Here is a 17246-nt window from a genome sequence, read left to right as displayed (position 1 = left end):
CGCGGGGGTGACCGAATCGAACCCGGCGCGCGGGGACTGGGAGCGGCGTCGGGGTGCGGGTTCAGGCTGGATGCGACGACGGCTCGGTGGCGCGCCGGGCCGGAACCGGGGCGTCGTGGGCGGCGCCGCGCGCGACGCTCAACCGGCCGGCGGCTCGGGGCGACGCCACAGCCAGATCGCCACCGCGGCCATGATCGCGGTGCCGGTGGCGGCCATCCACCATTTCGGTGAGGTCAGGAACATGATCGCCGCGCACAGCGCCATCATCGACACCGCCAGCCGCTTGGCCCGGCGGCTCACCGCGCCGTGCGCCTGCCAGTCGCGGATCATCGGGCCGAACTGGCGGTGCGCCAGCAGCCGCGCGTGCAGGCGCTGCGAGCCGCGCGCGGCGGCGTAGGCCGAGAGCAGCACGAACGGCACCGTCGGCAGGCCCGGCACGACGATGCCGACGATGCCCAGGCCGAGGCTGGCGTAGGCCAGCAGCCACCAGGCCCAGCGCAATCGGCTGGAGCGCGCGGGCGGCGGGGGCGGCGCGGCCTCGGTCGCTGCGGGCGGCGTCGGCGCGGGGCCGGCGGCGTCCTGGGGAGGCGGGGGTACGGACATGGCGGGAGTATGCGGGGTGGCGCGATGGGGTTGCAGCGGGGGTGCGGCGAGCTGGAACAAGAGCGTCGGGGCTGAAGCCCCTCCCACGACAGCCGCTCGAACCGAGGCCGCGGGCGGCTGTTGTGGGAGAGGCTTCAGGCCCGACGCTCTTCACTAGTTGTGGGAGGGCCTTCGAGCCCGATGCCCTTCGCTCTTGTGGGAGGGCCTTCAGGCCCGACGCCCTTCGCTCTTGTGGGAGGGCCTTCAAGCCCGACGCCCTTCGCTCTTGTGGGAGGGCCTTCAGGCCCGACGCCCTTCGCTCAGATCGCGACGCCACCCCACAAACGAACAGGCCCGGCTCGCGCCGGGCCCGTCGTTCAATCGCGGCGAATCACTTCGCCTCGACCTCGTGGCTCACCCGCAACTGGTCGATCATGAACGCGAACATTTCCGACTGCTCGCGATAGCGCCGGAACCGGCCCGACTTGCCGCCATGGCCGGCGTCCATGTTGGTCCGGAACAGCACCGGGTACTTGCCGGTGTCGAGCGTGCGCAGCCGCGCCACGTACTTGGCCGGCTCCCAGTACTGCACCTGCGAATCCCACAGGCCGGTGCCGACGAACATCGCCGGATACGCCTGCTGCTTCAGATTGTCGTAGGGCGAGTACGACAGCATGTACTCGTAGTACTCCTTCTTCTCCGGATTGCCCCACTCGTCGTACTCGTTGGTGGTCAGCGGGATGCTCGCGTCGAGCATCGTCGTCACCACGTCCACGAACGGCACCTGCGACAGGATCGCCCGGTACTTGTCCGGCGCCATGTTGGAGATCGCGCCCATCAGCAGGCCGCCGGCGCTGCCGCCGTACGCGGCGACGCGGTCCGGCGCGGCGTAGCCGGCCTTGACCAACGCGTCGGTCACGTCGACGAAGTCGTTGAAGGTGTTCTGCTTCTTGAACAGCTTGCCGTTGTCGTACCACTGCCGGCCCATTTCCTGGCCGCCGCGGATATGGGCGATGGCGTAGACCATGCCGCGATCGAGCAGGCTGACGTTGGTGCCGGAGAAGCCCGGATCGCTGGAGATGCCGTAGCTGCCGTAGGCGTACTGCAGCAACGCGGCCTTGCCGTTCTTCTCGAACCCCTTCTTGTAGACCAGCGACACCGGCACCTTGACGCCGTCGCGCGCGGTCGCCCAGAAGCGTTCGGTGACGTACTTGTCCGGGTCGTAACCGATCACCGGCTGGCGCTTGAGCAGCTTGCGCTCGCCGGTGACGGTGTTGAGCTCGTAGGTCGTCGCCGGCGTGGTCAGCGAGGTGTAGGTGTAGCGCAGCCACGGCGTGTCGTGTTCGGCGTTGACCGACAGGCCCATCGAGAACGCCGGCTCGTCGGCCTTGACGAACTCTTCCTTGCCGTCCTTGCCGTCGGCGCCCTTGTGGATCAGGCGCAGGCGCTCGAGCGCTTCGGCGCGCTCGGACACCACGGTGTAGCCGTCGAACAGTTCGAAGCCCTCGATGAAGACGTCGTCGCGGTGGGCGATCCAGTCCTTCCATTCCTTGCGCGAGCGCGCGCCGTCGGGCGCGGTCACCAGCTTGAAGTTCGGCGCCGGCTTGCCGTCGGCGCCGGGCGCGTTGGTGCGGATCACCCAGCGGCCGTCGAGACGGTCGGCGTCGTATTCGACGTCGCGCTCGCGCGGGGCGAGCACGGCGAACTCCCTGGGATCGGCGGCCGGCGCGCAGCGGGTCTCGCTCGACACGGTGCTGTGCACCACGATGCACAGGTAGGCGTCGTCGCGGGTGCGGCCGATGCCCATGTAGAAGCTGTCGTCCTTCTCCTCGTACACCAGTTCGTCGCTGGCGGCCGGGGTGCCGAGCACGTGCTTCTTGACCCGCACCGTCAGCAGCGTTTCCGGATCGTTCTCGACGTAGAACAGGGTCTTGTTGTCGTCGGCCCAGACCAGGTCGGTGGACACGCCCTCGATGACGTCGGGATAGATCTCGCCGGTGTCGAGGTTCTTGAAGCGGATCACGTACTGGCGGCGGCCGACGGCGTCGTCGGCCCAGGCCAGGATGCGGTTGTCCTGGCTGACTTCCATCGCGCCGACGTTGAAGTAGTCCTTGCCCTTGGCCATGACGTTGACGTCGAGCATGACCTGTTCGGCCGCGTCCATGTCGCCCTTGCGGCGGGCGTGGATCGGGTAATCCTGGCCGGTCTCGAAACGGGTGTAGTACCAGAAGCCGCGCTCGCGGTACGGCACCGAGCTGTCGTCCTGCTTGATGCGGCCGACGATTTCGCCGTAGAGCTTGTCCTCCAGCGGCTTGAGCGGCTTCATCACCGCGTCGACGTAGGCGTTCTCGGCGTTGAGATACGCCAGCATCTGCGGGTTCTTGCGCTTGTCGTCGCGCAGCCAGTAGTACTCGTCCTGGCGTTGCGCGCCGTGCGGCGCCTTGACGGCGTGCGGCTGCTTGGCCGCGACCGGCGGCGCGGGCAGGCCGGCGGCGGGAGCGTTGAGGGTCGTGGTCATCAGGAGCGTGGCCGCTAGGGTGAAGAATGAAGGTTTCATATGGGGTCCGCCGGATTATTCCTCAATGGCGCGGGGTGGAGCGCGGGGAAACACGAACTGGGACGTGGGTTGCGGCAGCGCGAGGGCCGGGCGGCCGCCGGAGAGCGGCACGCCTTCGGCTGCGCCGGCGCTTCGCGAAGCTCGGTTTTCCAAGCCAGCAACTCCAGAACCGTCATTCCGGCGAAAGCCGGAACCCATTTTGATTTTGCCCTTCTCCGGCCAACGCAGCGAAGCAACAACAAGGTCAAAATGGGTTCCGGCTTTCGCCGGAATGACGGGGCGGGAAGAGGCGTCGCAGCTTGAGGCCCGTTTGTCGCGGCCGCACTGCGCGCTTCGCGCGAACCCGCCCCGCCGATGCGAGAACGGGCGCCCGAAGGCGCCCGTCCATGATCGGAATCCGTCGCGGTCGCCGCCGGCCGGATCACTTGGCCAGCTGCTCCCACAGGAAGGTGTAGGCCAGCGCGTTCATGTGCGCGGACTGGGCGTTGTTGGCCGCGCCGCCGTGGCCGCCTTCGATGTTCTCGTAGTAGCGCACGTTGCTCTTGCCGGCATCGAGCATCTTCGCCGCCATCTTGCGCGCATGGCCCGGATGGACGCGGTCGTCCTTGGTCGAGGTCATGAAGATCACCGGCGGGTACTCGCGCTTGGCGTCGAACAGGTGGTACGGCGAGAAGGTCTGCACGAACGACCAGTCGGCGGTGTCCGGATCGCCGTACTCGGCCATCCACGAGGCGCCGGCCAGCAAGTGGCTGTAGCGCTTCATGTCCAGCAGCGGCACCTGCACCACGACCGCGCCGAACAGCTCGGGGTACTGGGTCAGCATGTTGCCGGTGAGCAGGCCGCCGTTGCTGCCGCCCTGCACGCCCAGGTGCGGGGTCGAGGTGATCTTGCGCGCGATCAGGTCGCGGCCGACCGCGGCGAAGTCCTCGTAGGCCTTGTGGCGGTTGGCCTTGAGCGCGGCCTGGTGCCAGCGCGGGCCGTACTCGCCGCCGCCGCGGATGTTGGCGACCACGTACACGCCGCCCTTCTCCAGCCAGCCCTTGCCGATGCTGCCGGAGTAGTTCGGGGTCAGCGAGATCTCGAAACCGCCGTAGCCGTACAGCAGGGTCGGCGCCTTGCCGTCGTACTTGAGGTCCTTCGGCCGCACCACGAAGTACGGCACGCGGGTGCCGTCCTTGCTCGAGGCGAAGTGCTGCTCGATCACGTCCTTGGACGCGTCGAAATAGCTCGGGTTGGTCTTCAGCGTTTCCGGCTTCTGGCCGACCTGCGCGATCGCCAGCGTGGTCGGGGTCAGGTAGTCCGACACCGACAGCCACACCGCATCGCTCTCGTCGGCGTCCACACCCGAGACCGAGACGGTGCCGAACGCCGGCGCGCCGACGAATTCGCTGCGTTTCCACTCGCCCGGGCCCGGGGTCAGCACGCTGAGCTTGTACTTGACGTCGTCGAGCACGTTGAGCACGAGGTGGTTGCGGGTCCACGCGGCGCTGGCCAGCGAGGTGGTCGCGGTCGGCGCGAACAGGACGGTGAAATCGCGCTTGCCGGCCATGAAGTCGTCGAAGCCGATCGCGATCAGGCTGCCAGCCGGGTACTGCTTGCCGCCGGCCTCGTACGGATCGCGCAACTCGGCCATCAGCCATTCGCGGTACGCGTACTTGCTGGCCGAGTTCGGCAGGTCGATCTTGGTGAGCTTGCCGTCCTTGCCGCGCAGGTACAGCTCGTCGTTGTAGAACGCCAGGGTGCGGCGGACGAAGTCGCGCTCGAAGCCCTTGGTCGGGTCGTGGTAGGCATCGACCGACATGTCGGTGTCCTTGCCCTCGTACACCAGCTTGGCGTCGGCCATCGGCGTGCCGCGCGTCCACAGCCGCACGGTGCGGTTGTAGCCCGAGGTGGTCATCGTGCCCTTGCCGAAATCGGTGGCGACGTAGACGTGGTCCCGGTCGATCCAGCCCAGGCTGCCCTTGGCCTCGGGACGGAAGAAACCGTCCTTGACCCAGGTCTTGCTGGCCAGGTCGAACTCGCGGGTCACGTCGGCGTCGGAACCGCCGCGCGACAGCGCGACCAGGCAGCGCTGGTAATCGGGCCGCAGGCAGTCGGCGCCGTGCCAGACCCACTGCTCGTTCTCTTCGCGGTTGAGCGCGTCCAGATCGATCACCGTTTCCCACGCCGGCTGTTCCTTGCGGTACTCGGCCAGGGTGGTGCGGCGCCACAGGCCGCGCTGGTGCTGCGCGTCCTTCCAGAAGTTGTAGTAGTAGTCGCCGATCTTCTCCACCGCCGGGATCTTGGCGGTGGAATCGAGCACGGCGAGGATGCTGGCTTCGAGCTGCTTGAACTGCGGGGTCGCGGCCAGCTCGGCCTCGGTCTTGGCGTTGCGCGCCTTCACCCACTCCATCGCGCGCGCGCCGTTGACGTCTTCCAGCCAGGCGTAGGGATCATCGGTCACTGTGTTCTTCTCCTGGGCGGGCGCCGCGCCCGCGCTGGCGGCCACGGCCAAGCCGGCCGCGAACAACAGGGACTGACAGCTCTGGGACAACTTGGGCATGGCGGTTCCGGGACATAGGAAGGCCGCCACGCTAGCACAGGGCGCCGGGGCGGCCGCCCTGTCCTTGGTCATGTAGGGAGTTGCCGGGTCTGGCGCGTTGAAGGCGCCGCGGCGGAGGTCGCGAAAACCGCTTCGCTATCGGGGAAATCGCTCGCGTGCGGCCGCGCCGTCGGCGGTCGCGCCGGTCCGCAGCGGGGCCGTCGCCAGCGAATGCGTTTGCAGCGGCCCGGTGCGGGGCGGCCCTGTCCACGGCGCCTCGGTTCGAAGCATCCCTGTAGGACGCCGGCGGCCCGCGCTACGGCCGCACCGCGGCGGCCGGCCGTGCGCCGAAGCCGCCCGCGCCCGGATCGCTCATGCCACCCGCGGCAACGGCCGCGGCGCGGCCGGACGGTTGCGGCGGCGCGCCTGGATCGAGCCGCGGCGGCGACGGCGCGCGGGCTGGGCCGCGGCCGGTTCCTGCGCTTCGCCCCACGCCGGCAGGCGGAAACGGTTGAGCGCCCACCACGCCAACGCCGGCATGCCGACCAGCCACAGCGGCAGCCAGCCGATCAGCGCGTGCGAGCCGCGCGCGGCGGGCAGCATCAGCACCAGCAGCGCGCCGACGGCGGTGGCGTAGCCCAGGGCCGTGCCGAGGTCGGCGCGCCAATCCGGCGCGGCGCGCAGGTCGCCGCCGAACTCGGGATCGAACCCGCCATCGAACGAGGAAGCCGACGGGGAATCGGCGCGGCGGGCGGTTTCGAGGACGGTCATGGCCGGACTCCGGAAGCGTGGAAGTGGAAACTCGTGGTGAATCCAACTTCCCGCCGCGGCGTCTCAGGGGCTGCGATATCGGCGACCGCTCGTCGGGACCGCCGTCGCCGCGGCGGCGGCCGGCTCAGTACCCGGCCTTGTCCAGGGCCTGCTCGGCCTGCTCGCGCCCGAGTTCGATCAATTCCTTGGCGCGCCAGAATTCATAGAACTGGCAGGCGTCGCGCGGAATGCGGATGACCAGCTCGGGCGGGTCCAGCGCCAACTGCACGCGCGCGATCTGCGCCTGCATGGTGTCGAGCGAACGCGCCATCAGTTCGCTGAAGCTCAGCTCGTGCGGCGGCGCGTCTTCGGGCGGGTCGACCGTCACCGGCTGGTTGCGGCGGAACCAGCGAGTCAGCGGCGGCGGCTTGACCGAGACGATCTGCGAAGCCGGCACCGGCGCGTGCCGCGCTTCGTCGGCGCCGGCATGGCGGCCGAGCGCGCCGGTGGGCTGGTCGGGCCAGCCATGCATGTCCACCGCGATCAGCCGGTGCGCGTCGGACAGGCGCGTGGCGGTGATCGGCAGCGGCGCCAGCAGGCCGCCGTCGACCAGCTCGCGGCCGTGCAGCTCGTACGGGGTGAACACGCCGGGGATGGCGATCGAGGCGCGGATCGCGTCCCACAGGTCGCCTTCGCGCAGCCACACCTCGCGCTGGCGCAGCAGGTCGACCGCGACCGCGGTGAACTGCACCGGCAATTCCTCGATGCGCGGCTCGCCGATCAGCTCGCGCAGCGCGTGCATGAGCCGGTCGCCGCGGAACAGCGCCGGCTGGCCGAATACCGGGTCGAGCAGGCGCAGCATGTCGGTGCGGCTCATGCTGTAGAGCCAGTCGCGGTAGACCCCCATCTTGCCGGCGGCGAACAAGCCGCCGACCAGCGCGCCGCTGGAGGACCCGGCGACCGCGACGATGCGCAGGCCGCGCGCCTGCAGCGCTTCGATCACCCCGATCTGGGCCAGCCCGCGCGCGCCGCCCGCGCCGAGCACCAGGGCGACGGGTTCGCCCTGCTCGGCCAGGCCGGTCTGGCCGGCGCGCGGAATATCGGCGCCGGCCATCAGCGGCCGTAGTTGCTCAACGCCAGCTCCAGCATGGTCTTGGCCTGCTCGCGCAGCACCACCGGCTCGACGATCTCGGCGTCGTTGCCGTAATGCATCACGTCCATCAGCAGCTCGCGCCCGGCGCTGTAGGGCACCTTGAGCTCGTAGCGGCCGTCGGGCAGGAACCGGCCCTGCTGCTGCGAATGCCAGTGTTCGTCGGCGACCCAGCGCGCCGCCTTGGCGCTGAACAGGATCGTCGCCCAGCCCTTGGGCGCGCCGGAGAAGATGCCGTAGCTCGACGCGAGGTGCTGGTCGAGTTCGTCGTCGGCGACGTCGTGCGCCGCGTCCTCGCCGATCTTGGCCGCGCTGATGCGGTCGACCGAGAAGCTGCGCAGCGCATCGCGCTCGTGGTCCCAGGCGTCGAGGTACCAGTTCTCGCGATAGTGCGTCAGCCGCTGCGGCGAGACGCTGCGGCGGGTGCGCTCGTCGGTGGAGCGGGCGCGGTATTCGAACGTCAGGCGCTTGCGGTCGAGCACCGCGGTGGCGACCGCGCGGAACGCGGTCTCGTCCTGGCGGCGGGTGCGGTGCGGGATCACCCGCACCCGCTCCACCGGCAGACGGCGGCCGCCCGCATGCTCGTCGAGCAGCTTTTCGATGCGCTGCTGCAACGGCGCCAGCGCGTTCGACAACACGCCCCCGCCGCTGCGCATCAGCAACTGCTGCGCGGCCAGCAGCGCGTGCAGTTCCTCCGAGCTCAACCACAGGCCGGGCAGCTCGAAGCGGTCGCCCTCGCTGGTGTCGTAGCGGAAGCCCGCCTCGCCGTTGCCGACCACCGGTGCCATCAGGTAGTCGCGCAGATAGGCCAGGTCCCGATAGACGGTCGCCCGCGAGCATTCCAGGTCCTCCTGGAGCCGCTGAACTGTGACCGGGTACCTGGCCGCAGTGAGAATCCGGTGCAACGCGTGAATGCGTTCGATACGTTCCATGTCGGCCGAGATGTGGTGGAAGCGGTGGGGACGGAATTAGCATGGCACCGGCCGCTGTCCGGCCGCCACCATCGAACCTGGGGATCCTACGTGATCAAGACGTCATTATCCGCAACACTGGTCCCGGCGGCGGTACTGCTGGGCCTGGCCGCCGCCCACCCGGCCGTCGCCGGGCCGAAGGAGGAGGTGGTCGCCGCGGTGGACAAGTTCCTCGCCGCCAAGAGCTACCACGCCAGCATGAGCATGGGCCCCGGCGCGGCCACCGAGACCGACTTCGTCGCGCCCGACCGCATGCGCGTGAGGCTGGGAGCGGTGGGCGACCAGGTCCTGATCGGCGACACCATGTACGTGACCGTCCAAGGCAAGACCCGCAAGCAACCCGCGCCCGGCGGCGGCGTGGCGGGCACGCGCAGCCGCGAGAAGGTGTTGGGCAACCTGCAGACGCTCAAGGTCGCCGCGCTGGGCGGCGAAACCCTCGCCGGCACCGCGACGCGCAAGTACAAGGTGGAGAACAGCCAACCGAACAAGACCTCCTCGACCTTCTGGGTGGCTGCCGACACCGGCTACCCGGTGCAGGCGGTCAACGTGGCCGAGGTCGGCGGCAAGACCTATACCTCCACTTTGAAGTATTCGCGTTACAACGATCCGAGTATCAGGATCGAGGCGCCGGCGGTGAAGTGACATTAGACACGGGCGCGGTCGCATGGACTGCGACCGCGGCGACGCGGGTCGCGCATTCAGCCGCCCGTCGCGCGCATCGCCGCGCCCATTTTCTGTAATACGAACAAGGCGCCGACGCCGAGCGCCGCGGAGACGATCGCGGCCAGATGCCAGCGATTGAAGCCGGGCCGGCGCACGCGCTCGCGGTAGCCGACCCAGGCCAGCAGCGCGGCGGTCCAGATCGGTCCGCCGTAGGCGGCGAACCCGAATACGAAATCCATTCCCTGTCGCTCCCTGGGCGCGTCGCCGCGCGTCGCAGTATGTCCGCACCGCCGCAGCAGCGACAAGCCGCGCCGGCGCGCTCGCCTGAGTGCGACGCAGTAGGCACAATGGCCGCATGAGACAGCCCGCTCCGTCCGAGCCAGCGCTCGACCTGTCGCCCTCGCCCGGCGATACGGTCAAGACTACAACTTGTTACATGTGCGCCTGCCGTTGCGGCATCAAGGTGTGGCTGGCGGACGGTCGCATCCGCTACATCCAGGGCAACCCCGAGCATCCGGTCAACCAGGGCGTGCTGTGCGCCAAGGGCTCGGCCGGGATCATGCAGCACTACTCGCCGGCGCGGCTGAGCAAGCCGCTGCTGCGGGTCGGCGAACGCGGCCGCGGCGAGTTCCGCGAGATCGAATGGGACGAAGCCTTGTCGATCGCCGCCGGCTGGCTCGGCGCGATCCGCGAACGCAACCCGGACGAACTGGCGTTCTTCACCGGCCGCGACCAGTCGCAGGCGCTGACCGGCTGGTGGGCGCAGCAGTTCGGTACGGTCAACTACGCCGCGCACGGCGGTTTCTGCTCGGTCAACATGGCCGCCGGCGGGCTGTACACGCTGGGCGGTTCGTTCTGGGAATTCGGCGAACCCGACTGGGAGCATTCGCGCTACCTCATGATGTGGGGCGTGGCCGAAGACCACGACTCCAATCCGATCAAGCTCGGCCTGGGCAAGCTCAAGGCGCGCGGGGCCAAGATCGTCGCGGTCAATCCCGTGCGCAGCGGCTATGGCGCGATCGCCGACGAGTGGATCGGGATCCGGCCGGGGACGGACGGGCTGTTCGCGTTCGCGCTGATCCACGAGTTGCTGAAAGCCGACACGATCGACCTGGACTACCTGGTGCGCTACACCAATGCGCACTGGCTGGTGCTGCGCAATCCGGGCGGGGCCGACGATGGCTTGTTCGCGCGCGACGGCGAAGGCCGCGCGCTGTGCTGGGACCGCGACTCCGGCGGCGCGCAGCGCGCCGAGGCGGTGGACATCTCGCCGGCCGTGGTCGGCGAATACGCGCTCGCCGACGGCCGCCGCGCGGTGCCGGTGTTCCACCTCGTCGCCGAGCGCTACCTCGATCCGCAGTACGCGCCCGACGCCGTCGCCGAACGCTGCGGCATTCCCGCCGACACCATCCGCCGCATCGCCCGCGAACTGGCCGAAGCCGCGTTCGAACATCCCGTGCGCCTGCCGGTCGCCTGGACCGACGCGCACGGCCGCGAGCACGCCGAGATGGTCGGGCGCCCGGTCAGCCTGCATGCGATGCGCGGCATCAGCGCGCACAGCAACGGCTTCCACACCTGCCGCGCGCTGCACCTGTTGCAGCTGTTGCTCGGCGCGGTCGACACGCCCGGCTCGTTCCGCTATCAGCCGCCCTACCCCAAGCCGATCCCGCCGCCGAACCGTCCCGGAAAACAGCGTCAGGCCAACGGCGCGCTGGATGCGGCGCCGCTGGGTTTCGTCCACGGCCCCGAGGACCTGGTGGTCGACGCCGAAGGCAATCCGCGCCGCATCGACCACGCCTTCTCCTGGGGCTACCCGCTGTCCGCGCACGGCATGATGCACAGCGTGATCCGCAACGCCTGGGCCGGCGATCCGTACAAGATCGACACGCTGATGATGTTCATGGCCAACATGAGCTGGAACTCGGCGATGAACACCCGCCAGACCATGGGCTGGCTGACCGACAAGGACGAAAGCGGCGAGTACCGCATCCCGCACATCGTCTACGCCGACGCCTACGCCTCGGAGATGACCGCCTACGCCGACCTGGTGCTGCCGGACACGACCTACCTGGAGCGCTTCGACGCGATCAGCCTGCTCGACCGGCCGATCTCCGACGCGGATTCGGCCTGCGACGCGATCCGCCATCCGATCGTCGACGCGGCCAGCCAGCGCCTGCGCGAGGACGAAGCGCCGCGCGACGTGCGCGGCTTCCAGTCGGTGCTGCTCGACCTCGGCGCGCGCATCGGCCTGCCCGGCATGACTCTCGACGACGGCAGCCCGCGCTACCGCGATTACGCCGACTACATCGTCCGCCACGAGCGCGCGCCCGGCGTCGGCCTGCTCGCCGGCTGGCGCGGCGAGCGCGGCGAACTCGAAGCCAAGGGCCCGCCGAATCCCGAGCAGTTGCAGCGCTACATCGACAACGGCGGCTTCTGGCGCGGCCACGTGCCGGAGGCGGCGCGCTACTTCAAGATGAGCAACCGCGCGTATCTCGACTGGGCGCAGAAGCTGGGCTTCCTCGGCCACGCCGATCCGATCGCGCTGCAGTTGTACAGCGAGACGCTGCAGAAATTCCGCCTCGCCGCGCAGGGCCACGGCGCGCAGCAGCCGCCGGAACAGCATCGCGAGCGCGTGGCGACGTACTTCGATCCGCTGCCGATCTGGTACGAGCCGTTCGAAGGCGCGCAGGTCGAGGACGGCGCGATGCGCTTCCCGCTCAGCGCGGCGACCCAGCGGCCGATGTTCATGTACCACGCCTGGGGCTCGCAGAACGCCTGGCTGCGCCAGATCGCCGCGCGCAACTACCTGTACCTGCATCCGGACACCGGCGCGCGCCACGGCATCGCCGACGAGGACTGGATCGAGGTCGAATCGCACCACGGCCGCATCCGCGTGCAGGCCAAGTTCGCCGGCAACGTCCAGCCCGACACGGTCTGGACCTGGAACGCGATCGGCAAGCGCCGCGGCGCGTGGAAGCTCGACAAGGACGCGCCGGAAGGGCGCAAGGGCTTCCTGCTCAACCATCTGATCAGCGACGTGACGCCGCGCGGCGACTACGCCAACGCCGACCCGGTCACCGGCCAGGCGGCGTGGTTCGACCTGCGCGTGGCGATCCGCAAGGCCGACACCGCCGGCGACGCGCAGTCGCAACCGCAATTCGACCCGCTGCCGGGCCCGGCCGCCGATGACCGGCCGCTGCGTTACGGCGTAGAGTTCCGGCGACAGCGATGACCGACGTCGTTGCCGCATCAACGCCAGGGAGGCGAGCGCATCATGATTGCCGTTGCAAACACCGGCCGACGGGCCGCGTCGACGGGCGCATCGCGATGAGGGCGGCGCGGGTGTTCGCCGGCCTGCTGTGCATGCTGGCCGGCGTCGCGGTGGTGTTCCTGCTCGGCCTGGGCGGCCTGGATCCGGCCGCGCCGGCCGCGGCGACGCCGGCGATGGTGGCGTTGCTGCCGAGCGTGGCGCTGGGCCTGTCGGTGTTCGCGCTGGGGCTGTGGCTGGTGTTCGCAGGGCGCCGGCGATGACCGCGCTGCCGCCGCCGTCGAAGAAGAAACTCGGCCTGGTGATCGACCTGGACACCTGCGTGGGCTGTCATGCCTGCGCGGTCAGCTGCAAGGAGTGGAACGCCGGCGGTTTCGCCGCGCCGCTGACCGACGAGCGTCCTTACGGCGAAGACCCCAGCGGGGTCTGGTTCAACCGCGTGCACAGCTACGAGCTGGCGGCGCAGGACGCGCCGGCCGGCGGCTGCGGTGCCGCCGGTGCCGCTGCTGGTGCCACCGTCGCCGACGCGCCGCAACCGGCGATGACTCTGCACTTCCCGCGTTCGTGCCTGCACTGCGAGCAGCCGGCCTGCGTCACTGTGTGCCCGACCGGCGCCAGCTACAAGCGCGCCGAAGACGGCATTGTGCTGGTCGACGAGGACAAGTGCATCGGCTGCAAGCTGTGCTCGTGGGCCTGCCCCTACGGCGCGCGCGAGTACAGCGCGGTCGAAGGGGTGATGAAGAAATGCACGCTGTGCATCGACCGCATCTACAACGAGAACCTGTCCGAAGCCGAGCGCCAGCCGGCCTGCGTGCAGGCCTGCCCGACCCGCGCGCGCCACTTCGGCGACCTCGGCGACCCGGAGTCGGCGGTGTCGAAGCTGGTGGCCGAACGCGGCGGTGTCGACCTGATGGCGCAGCTCGGCTACCAGCCGACCAACAAATACCTGCCGCCGCGCCCGCGCCGCGCGGGCCAGGCGCAGGCCGACGCGCCGCAACCCGAGGAAGCGCTGGACCCGCAGGCGTTGCCGACGGTGCTGCGCTGGCTCGACCGGGTGTTGTCGCGATGAAGTTCGCGCGGCGCGGGGAACTGCAAACCACACGATCCGGCGCGTGGCGGCGCACGCTTCGGCGCGCGCGGCGGGTCGGGGCGGACGCGACTCGCGCGAACTCGGCTGGGGCCTGCACGACGCGCGCGCGCCGGATCGTCGCCCATCGGGCGCTGCCCGACCAGAATCCGCCGCACCCGCACCCGATGCGGACGGATCGGATCGGCACCGACGCATCGCTTCCTGCGCTGTCCCGTTCGATCCGCCCGGCGCCGGGGCGTTCGACTCCGCTCGCGGCTCGCCTTCGCTGACCCATGCATCCGGCTTTCTCGGTCATTTTCTTCACCACCCTGTCCGGCGCCGGCTACGGGCTGATGGCCTGGCTCGGCGCGCTCGCGCTGCTGCAGCACGCCGGCCTGCGCGACGCGCCGCAACTGCCGTCGTTCGCGCTCGGCGCCGGCCTGCTGGCGTCGCTGGCGCTGGTCACCATCGGCCTGCTGAGTTCGACCGCACACCTGGGCAAGCCGCTGCGCGCCTGGCGCGCGTTCTCGCAATGGCGCACCTCGTGGCTGTCGCGCGAGGGCGTGATGGCGCTGCTGACCTACGCACCGGCGCTGGCGCTGCTGGGCTGGCTGCTGGCGCTGGACCCGCAGCGCGCGCTGCCGCCGGCGTGGCCGGCGCTGGCCGGCGCGGCGCTGGCGGTGTGCGCGCTGCTGACGGTGGCGTGCACGGCGATGATCTACGCCTCGCTGCCGCCGATCCCGGCCTGGCGGCATCCGCTGGTGGTGCCGGTGTACCTGGCCTTCGCCCTGCTCAGCGGCGCGGCCCTGCTCGCGGCGCTGCCGGCCTCGTTCGCCGGCGGCCGCGTCGCGGCCTGGGCGGTGCTCGCGCTGGCGCCGCTGACCGCGCTGCTGAAATGGCGTTACTGGCGCGCGATCGACCGCGACCGGCTGCCGGTCACGCGCGGCGAGGCGATCGGCCTGCCGGCGCGCGCGCCGTCGGTGTTCGAACGCCCGCACACGCAGGACAACTACCTCACCCGCGAAATGGGCTATGTGCTGGCGCGCAAGCATGCGGCCAAGCTGCGCGCGATCGCGCTGGCGCTGTTCGCGGCCCTGCCGCTGGCGCTGGCCGCGCTGGCGCTGGCGTTGCCGGCGGCGACCGCGCCGCTGATGGCCGCCGCCGCGCTGTCGGTGCTGGCCGGCGCCCTGGTCGAGCGCTGGCTGTTCTTCGCCCAGGCCCGCCATCTGGTGACGCTGTACTACTGAGGCCGCGACGCCTCGAAAGCCGGTCGCATCAGGCTAAATAGCCTGAATATTGCCATGATCTTCACATTTAGTTTCGCGCCCGCGGCGCTTACAGGACGCGGCCCCTGGTATCGACTGCCGCCCGGCGTGGGTGCGGCCGGCCTGGAGATCGAATCGGACCAATGCACCACTTGCGTGACCGAAAGCTGTCCGATGCGCACTTCGGTCGCCGTCCTGTAACCGGTTCCATGGCATTATGCTGGGCCGTCTCCACGACCGCTTCCAGACGATGCTCGGTGCAATCGGGCTCGCCCTGCTCGGCGCGCCCCTGGTCACATTGCCCAATCCCGCCTTCGGCGGGGACCCGACGTTGATCGCCATCGCCAGCGATCCGGCGCAGATGCGCCTGTACTGTTTTTCGACCCGCTGCGGCGACGAAGAATGGCGCGTGGCGATGGCGCCGAAGCAGCGCCTGCCCGACATCGACCCGGCCGAACTGCCGCCGCTGCGGCCCAACGTGTTCCTGCCCGGCCAGCAGCGCGTCGGCATCGGCGGCGTCAGCGCCCCCGCCAGCTCGCGCGAGAGCCGGGCGATGTATTCCAACGACCACCGCATCGGCGCCCGCTACGGCGTTCAGGCCATGCGCGACGGTCCGACCCAGATCGGCCTGAGTTTCGGCGCCGGCTACCGCCTGGCGCCGCTGTACGACGACGGCATCAACCGCACCGGCGCGGTGTTCCGCGGCGAGCTCAACCTCGGCCAGCGCCTCACCGACCGCGCCCGCTGGACCCAGCGCGTGCAGGTCGAAAGCGGCCGCGGCGACACCTTCGTCAAACAGTCGGTGCGGCTGGACGTAGACCTGTACCCGAACTGGAAACTGGAAACCGACTTCGCCATCCGCCACGACAACAAAGGCGGCGGCGGCACCGACAGCGCCGAAAGTTCGATCGAACTGATCCGTCGGTTCTGAGCCCGGTGGAAGGGCTTTCAGGTCCGATGCCTTTCGCTCAGGTCGCTGCGCGGCAGCGGATACAAAAGCGTCGGGGCTGAAGCCCCTCCCACAACAGCCTTGGCGGCTTGCATGGCGTGGCTGTTGTGGGAGGGCCTTCAGGCCCGACGCTCTTCGCTCAGGTCGCAGCACAGCAGCGGACACAAAAGCGTCGAGGCTGAAACCCCTCCCACAGCAGCCCCCCGCGGCTTGCGCGGCTGTTGTGGGAGAGCCTTCAGGCCCGATGCTCTTCGCTCAGATCGCCACGCAGCATCGGACACGAAAGCGTCGGGGCTGAAGCCCCTCCCACAACAGCCCCGCGGCTTGCGCGGCTGTTGTGGGAGGGGCTTCAGGCCCGACGCTCTTCGCTCAGGTCGCCATGCAGCATCGGACACGAAAGCATCGGGGCCCCCTCCTGCTCAGTCGTCTTCACCAAGCCCGCCCTGCAGCGACGCGGCGATGAACTCGCCCGCGCCCTGCTCCAGCAGCCGGCCCGCCACTTCGATTCCCAGGCATTGCGGCGCGTCGCCGCGGCCTTCGCCGTGCGCGCGCACGCTGCGGCCGTCGCCGGCGCTACCGACCTGGCCGTCCAGGCGCAGGTGTTCGCCGTCGAGCCAGGCATAGGCCGCGACCGGCACGTGGCAGCTGCCGTGCAGGCTGCGGTTCATCGCCCGCTCGGCCTCGACGCAGGTGCGGGTGGCGGCGTGGTCGAGCGCGGCGCACAGCGCGCGCGTGGCCGCGTCGTCTTCGCGGCATTCCACCGCGATCGCACCCTGCGCCGGCGCCGGCAGCCAGTGCGGCGCCTCCAGGCGGCGGCGGATGCGCGCGTCCAGGCCGAGCCGCTGCAGGCCGGCGCAGGCCAGGACGATGGCGTCGTAGTCGCCGGCGTCGAGCTTGGCCAGGCGGGTGTTGACGTTGCCGCGCAGGTCCTGCAGCTGCAGGTCCGGACGCAGCGCGCGCAACTGCGCCTGCCGGCGCAGCGAGGAGGTGCCCACGCGCGCCCCCGGCGGGAGGTTCTCGATGCCGTCGTGATGGTTGCTGACGAAGGCGTCGGCGTAGTCTGCGCGTTCGAGCACGGCCGGCAAAGCGAAGCCGGGTTCCAGCTCCATCGGCACGTCCTTTAGCGAGTGCACGGCGCAGTCGGCTTCGCCGCGCTGCATCGCCAGTTCCAGCTCCTTGAGGAACAGGCCCTTGCCGCCGATCGCCGCGAGCGAGCGGTCCAGCACCTCGTCGCCGCGCGTGCTCATCGGCACCAGGGTCACCGTGAGGCCGGGGTGCGCGGCGCGCAGGCGGTCGGCGACATGCTCGCTCTGCCACAGGGCGAGCGGGCTCTTGCGGGTGGCGATGCGCAGGGTCTTCATGCCGGCATTATCGCCGCTGCGGCGGGTTGCGGCCAAAGGGGGCCGGGAAGGCGCGGCGGGGCGCGTGATCGAACAAGGGGCGGCATCGCCCTCCAGGCCGTCATTCCCGCGAAGGCGGGAATGACAGTTGGGGAGATGTC

At 70.1% G+C, this 17246-nt stretch carries 16 protein-coding genes and 1 pseudogene; 8 read left to right on the top strand and 9 right to left on the bottom strand.

Features of this window, described 5'->3' with window-relative positions; translation table 11 throughout:
* Positions 1-138: 138 nt before the first annotated feature.
* A complete protein-coding gene (locus tag JHW41_RS03620; protein WP_250449062.1) occupies positions 139-603 on the bottom strand; it encodes a YbaN family protein in 465 nt (154 codons plus the stop codon).
* Here JHW41_RS03620 and JHW41_RS26305 point away from each other — a divergent pair.
* Positions 602-760, top strand: coding sequence for a DUF6053 domain-containing protein (locus tag JHW41_RS26305; RefSeq protein WP_425606283.1), 159 nt, complete (start codon positions 602-604; stop codon positions 758-760). The genes JHW41_RS03620 and JHW41_RS26305 overlap by 2 nt on opposite strands.
* Positions 761-973: 213 nt before the next feature.
* Here JHW41_RS26305 and JHW41_RS03615 read toward each other — a convergent pair whose 3' ends face one another.
* From JHW41_RS03615 to JHW41_RS03595, 5 genes are all read right to left on the bottom strand, one after another.
* Positions 974-3139: a S9 family peptidase gene (locus tag JHW41_RS03615; protein WP_250449061.1), complete on the bottom strand. Its 2166-nt coding sequence runs from the start codon at positions 3137-3139 to the stop codon at positions 974-976.
* A gap of 421 nt (positions 3140-3560) precedes the next feature.
* Positions 3561-5681 carry a prolyl oligopeptidase family serine peptidase gene (locus tag JHW41_RS03610; protein WP_057949132.1) on the bottom strand — a complete coding sequence of 707 codons (2121 nt, stop codon included), beginning with the start codon at positions 5679-5681 and terminating at the stop codon, positions 3561-3563.
* A 351-nt stretch (positions 5682-6032) separates the two neighbouring features.
* Positions 6033-6431: a hypothetical protein gene (locus JHW41_RS03605; protein ID WP_241833637.1), complete on the bottom strand. Its 399-nt coding sequence runs from the start codon at positions 6429-6431 to the stop codon at positions 6033-6035.
* A 124-nt stretch (positions 6432-6555) separates the two neighbouring features.
* A complete protein-coding gene (locus JHW41_RS03600; protein WP_057949133.1) occupies positions 6556-7524 on the bottom strand; it encodes a patatin-like phospholipase family protein in 969 nt (322 codons plus the stop codon).
* The gene (locus JHW41_RS03595) at positions 7524-8492 is read right to left on the bottom strand and encodes a helix-turn-helix transcriptional regulator (RefSeq protein WP_078995910.1); all 969 of its coding nucleotides are present in this window, start codon (positions 8490-8492) and stop codon (positions 7524-7526) included. The genes JHW41_RS03600 and JHW41_RS03595 overlap by 1 nt, the downstream gene beginning before the upstream one ends.
* Before the next feature lie 90 nt (positions 8493-8582).
* Between JHW41_RS03595 and JHW41_RS03590 the strand changes: the two genes are divergently transcribed.
* Entirely contained in the window at positions 8583-9173 is a 591-nt protein-coding gene (locus tag JHW41_RS03590) for a hypothetical protein (RefSeq protein WP_250449060.1), read from the top strand.
* Between the two features lie 56 nt (positions 9174-9229).
* Here the strand turns inward: JHW41_RS03590 and JHW41_RS03585 are convergent, their stop codons facing one another.
* The gene (locus JHW41_RS03585) at positions 9230-9433 is read right to left on the bottom strand and encodes a hypothetical protein (RefSeq protein ID WP_057949136.1); all 204 of its coding nucleotides are present in this window, start codon (positions 9431-9433) and stop codon (positions 9230-9232) included.
* A 116-nt stretch (positions 9434-9549) separates the two neighbouring features.
* Between JHW41_RS03585 and JHW41_RS03580 the strand changes: the two genes are divergently transcribed.
* The 6 genes from JHW41_RS03580 (at position 9550) to JHW41_RS26300 (ending at position 15927) form a co-directional block, all read left to right on the top strand.
* Positions 9550-12426: a molybdopterin oxidoreductase family protein gene (locus JHW41_RS03580; RefSeq protein ID WP_250449059.1), complete on the top strand. Its 2877-nt coding sequence runs from the start codon at positions 9550-9552 to the stop codon at positions 12424-12426.
* A 95-nt stretch (positions 12427-12521) separates the two neighbouring features.
* Positions 12522-12725 (top strand): hypothetical protein, encoded by a 204-nt coding sequence (locus tag JHW41_RS03575; RefSeq protein ID WP_139381771.1) that lies wholly within the window; start codon positions 12522-12524, stop codon positions 12723-12725.
* Positions 12722-13531 carry a 4Fe-4S dicluster domain-containing protein gene (locus JHW41_RS03570; RefSeq protein ID WP_284499527.1) on the top strand — a complete coding sequence of 270 codons (810 nt, stop codon included), beginning with the start codon at positions 12722-12724 and terminating at the stop codon, positions 13529-13531. The genes JHW41_RS03575 and JHW41_RS03570 overlap by 4 nt, the downstream gene beginning before the upstream one ends.
* A 293-nt stretch (positions 13532-13824) precedes the next feature.
* Positions 13825-14778: a dimethyl sulfoxide reductase anchor subunit family protein gene (locus tag JHW41_RS03565; RefSeq protein ID WP_250449058.1), complete on the top strand. Its 954-nt coding sequence runs from the start codon at positions 13825-13827 to the stop codon at positions 14776-14778.
* Positions 14779-15013: 235 nt separating this feature from the next.
* A complete protein-coding gene (locus JHW41_RS03560) occupies positions 15014-15727 on the top strand; it encodes a DUF481 domain-containing protein (RefSeq protein WP_057949140.1) in 714 nt (237 codons plus the stop codon).
* Between the two features lie 116 nt (positions 15728-15843).
* Positions 15844-15927 carry a DUF6053 domain-containing protein gene (locus tag JHW41_RS26300; RefSeq protein WP_428995622.1) on the top strand — a complete coding sequence of 28 codons (84 nt, stop codon included), beginning with the start codon at positions 15844-15846 and terminating at the stop codon, positions 15925-15927.
* 73 nt (positions 15928-16000) lie between these two features.
* On the opposite strand, the pseudogene JHW41_RS26295 reads toward JHW41_RS26300, so the two are convergent.
* Both JHW41_RS26295 and hemC read right to left on the bottom strand, forming a co-directional pair.
* A pseudogene (locus JHW41_RS26295) lies at positions 16001-16093 on the bottom strand (hypothetical protein); the annotation flags it as partial.
* Between the two features lie 71 nt (positions 16094-16164).
* Positions 16165-17106: a hydroxymethylbilane synthase gene (gene hemC / locus JHW41_RS03555; RefSeq protein WP_250449057.1), complete on the bottom strand. Its 942-nt coding sequence runs from the start codon at positions 17104-17106 to the stop codon at positions 16165-16167.
* Between the last annotated feature and the right edge of the window lie 140 nt (positions 17107-17246).

This window comes from Lysobacter enzymogenes (assembly GCF_023617245.1).
GTDB lineage: Bacteria > Pseudomonadota > Gammaproteobacteria > Xanthomonadales > Xanthomonadaceae > Lysobacter > Lysobacter yananisis.
This window is presented reverse-complemented; position numbering and strand designations above follow the sequence as displayed.

What these genes read in the sequence shown, in the direction of transcription:
- JHW41_RS03605 (WP_241833637.1), bottom strand. Translation starts at nt 6,431, where the DNA reads ATGACCGTCCTCGAAACCGCCCGCCGCGCCGATTCCCCGTCGGCTTCC.
- JHW41_RS03560 (WP_057949140.1), top strand. Translation starts at nt 15,014, where the DNA reads ATGCTGGGCCGTCTCCACGACCGCTTCCAGACGATGCTCGGTGCAATC.
- JHW41_RS03565 (WP_250449058.1), top strand. Translation starts at nt 13,825, where the DNA reads ATGCATCCGGCTTTCTCGGTCATTTTCTTCACCACCCTGTCCGGCGCC.
- JHW41_RS26305 (WP_425606283.1), top strand. Translation starts at nt 602, where the DNA reads ATGGCGGGAGTATGCGGGGTGGCGCGATGGGGTTGCAGCGGGGGTGCG.
- JHW41_RS03595 (WP_078995910.1), bottom strand. Translation starts at nt 8,492, where the DNA reads ATGGAACGTATCGAACGCATTCACGCGTTGCACCGGATTCTCACTGCG.
- JHW41_RS03610 (WP_057949132.1), bottom strand. Translation starts at nt 5,681, where the DNA reads ATGCCCAAGTTGTCCCAGAGCTGTCAGTCCCTGTTGTTCGCGGCCGGC.
- JHW41_RS03600 (WP_057949133.1), bottom strand. Translation starts at nt 7,524, where the DNA reads ATGGCCGGCGCCGATATTCCGCGCGCCGGCCAGACCGGCCTGGCCGAG.
- JHW41_RS03585 (WP_057949136.1), bottom strand. Translation starts at nt 9,433, where the DNA reads ATGGATTTCGTATTCGGGTTCGCCGCCTACGGCGGACCGATCTGGACC.
- JHW41_RS03620 (WP_250449062.1), bottom strand. Translation starts at nt 603, where the DNA reads ATGTCCGTACCCCCGCCTCCCCAGGACGCCGCCGGCCCCGCGCCGACG.
- JHW41_RS03580 (WP_250449059.1), top strand. Translation starts at nt 9,550, where the DNA reads ATGAGACAGCCCGCTCCGTCCGAGCCAGCGCTCGACCTGTCGCCCTCG.
- hemC (WP_250449057.1), bottom strand. Translation starts at nt 17,106, where the DNA reads ATGAAGACCCTGCGCATCGCCACCCGCAAGAGCCCGCTCGCCCTGTGG.
- JHW41_RS03575 (WP_139381771.1), top strand. Translation starts at nt 12,522, where the DNA reads ATGAGGGCGGCGCGGGTGTTCGCCGGCCTGCTGTGCATGCTGGCCGGC.
- JHW41_RS03570 (WP_284499527.1), top strand. Translation starts at nt 12,722, where the DNA reads ATGACCGCGCTGCCGCCGCCGTCGAAGAAGAAACTCGGCCTGGTGATC.
- JHW41_RS03615 (WP_250449061.1), bottom strand. Translation starts at nt 3,139, where the DNA reads ATGAAACCTTCATTCTTCACCCTAGCGGCCACGCTCCTGATGACCACG.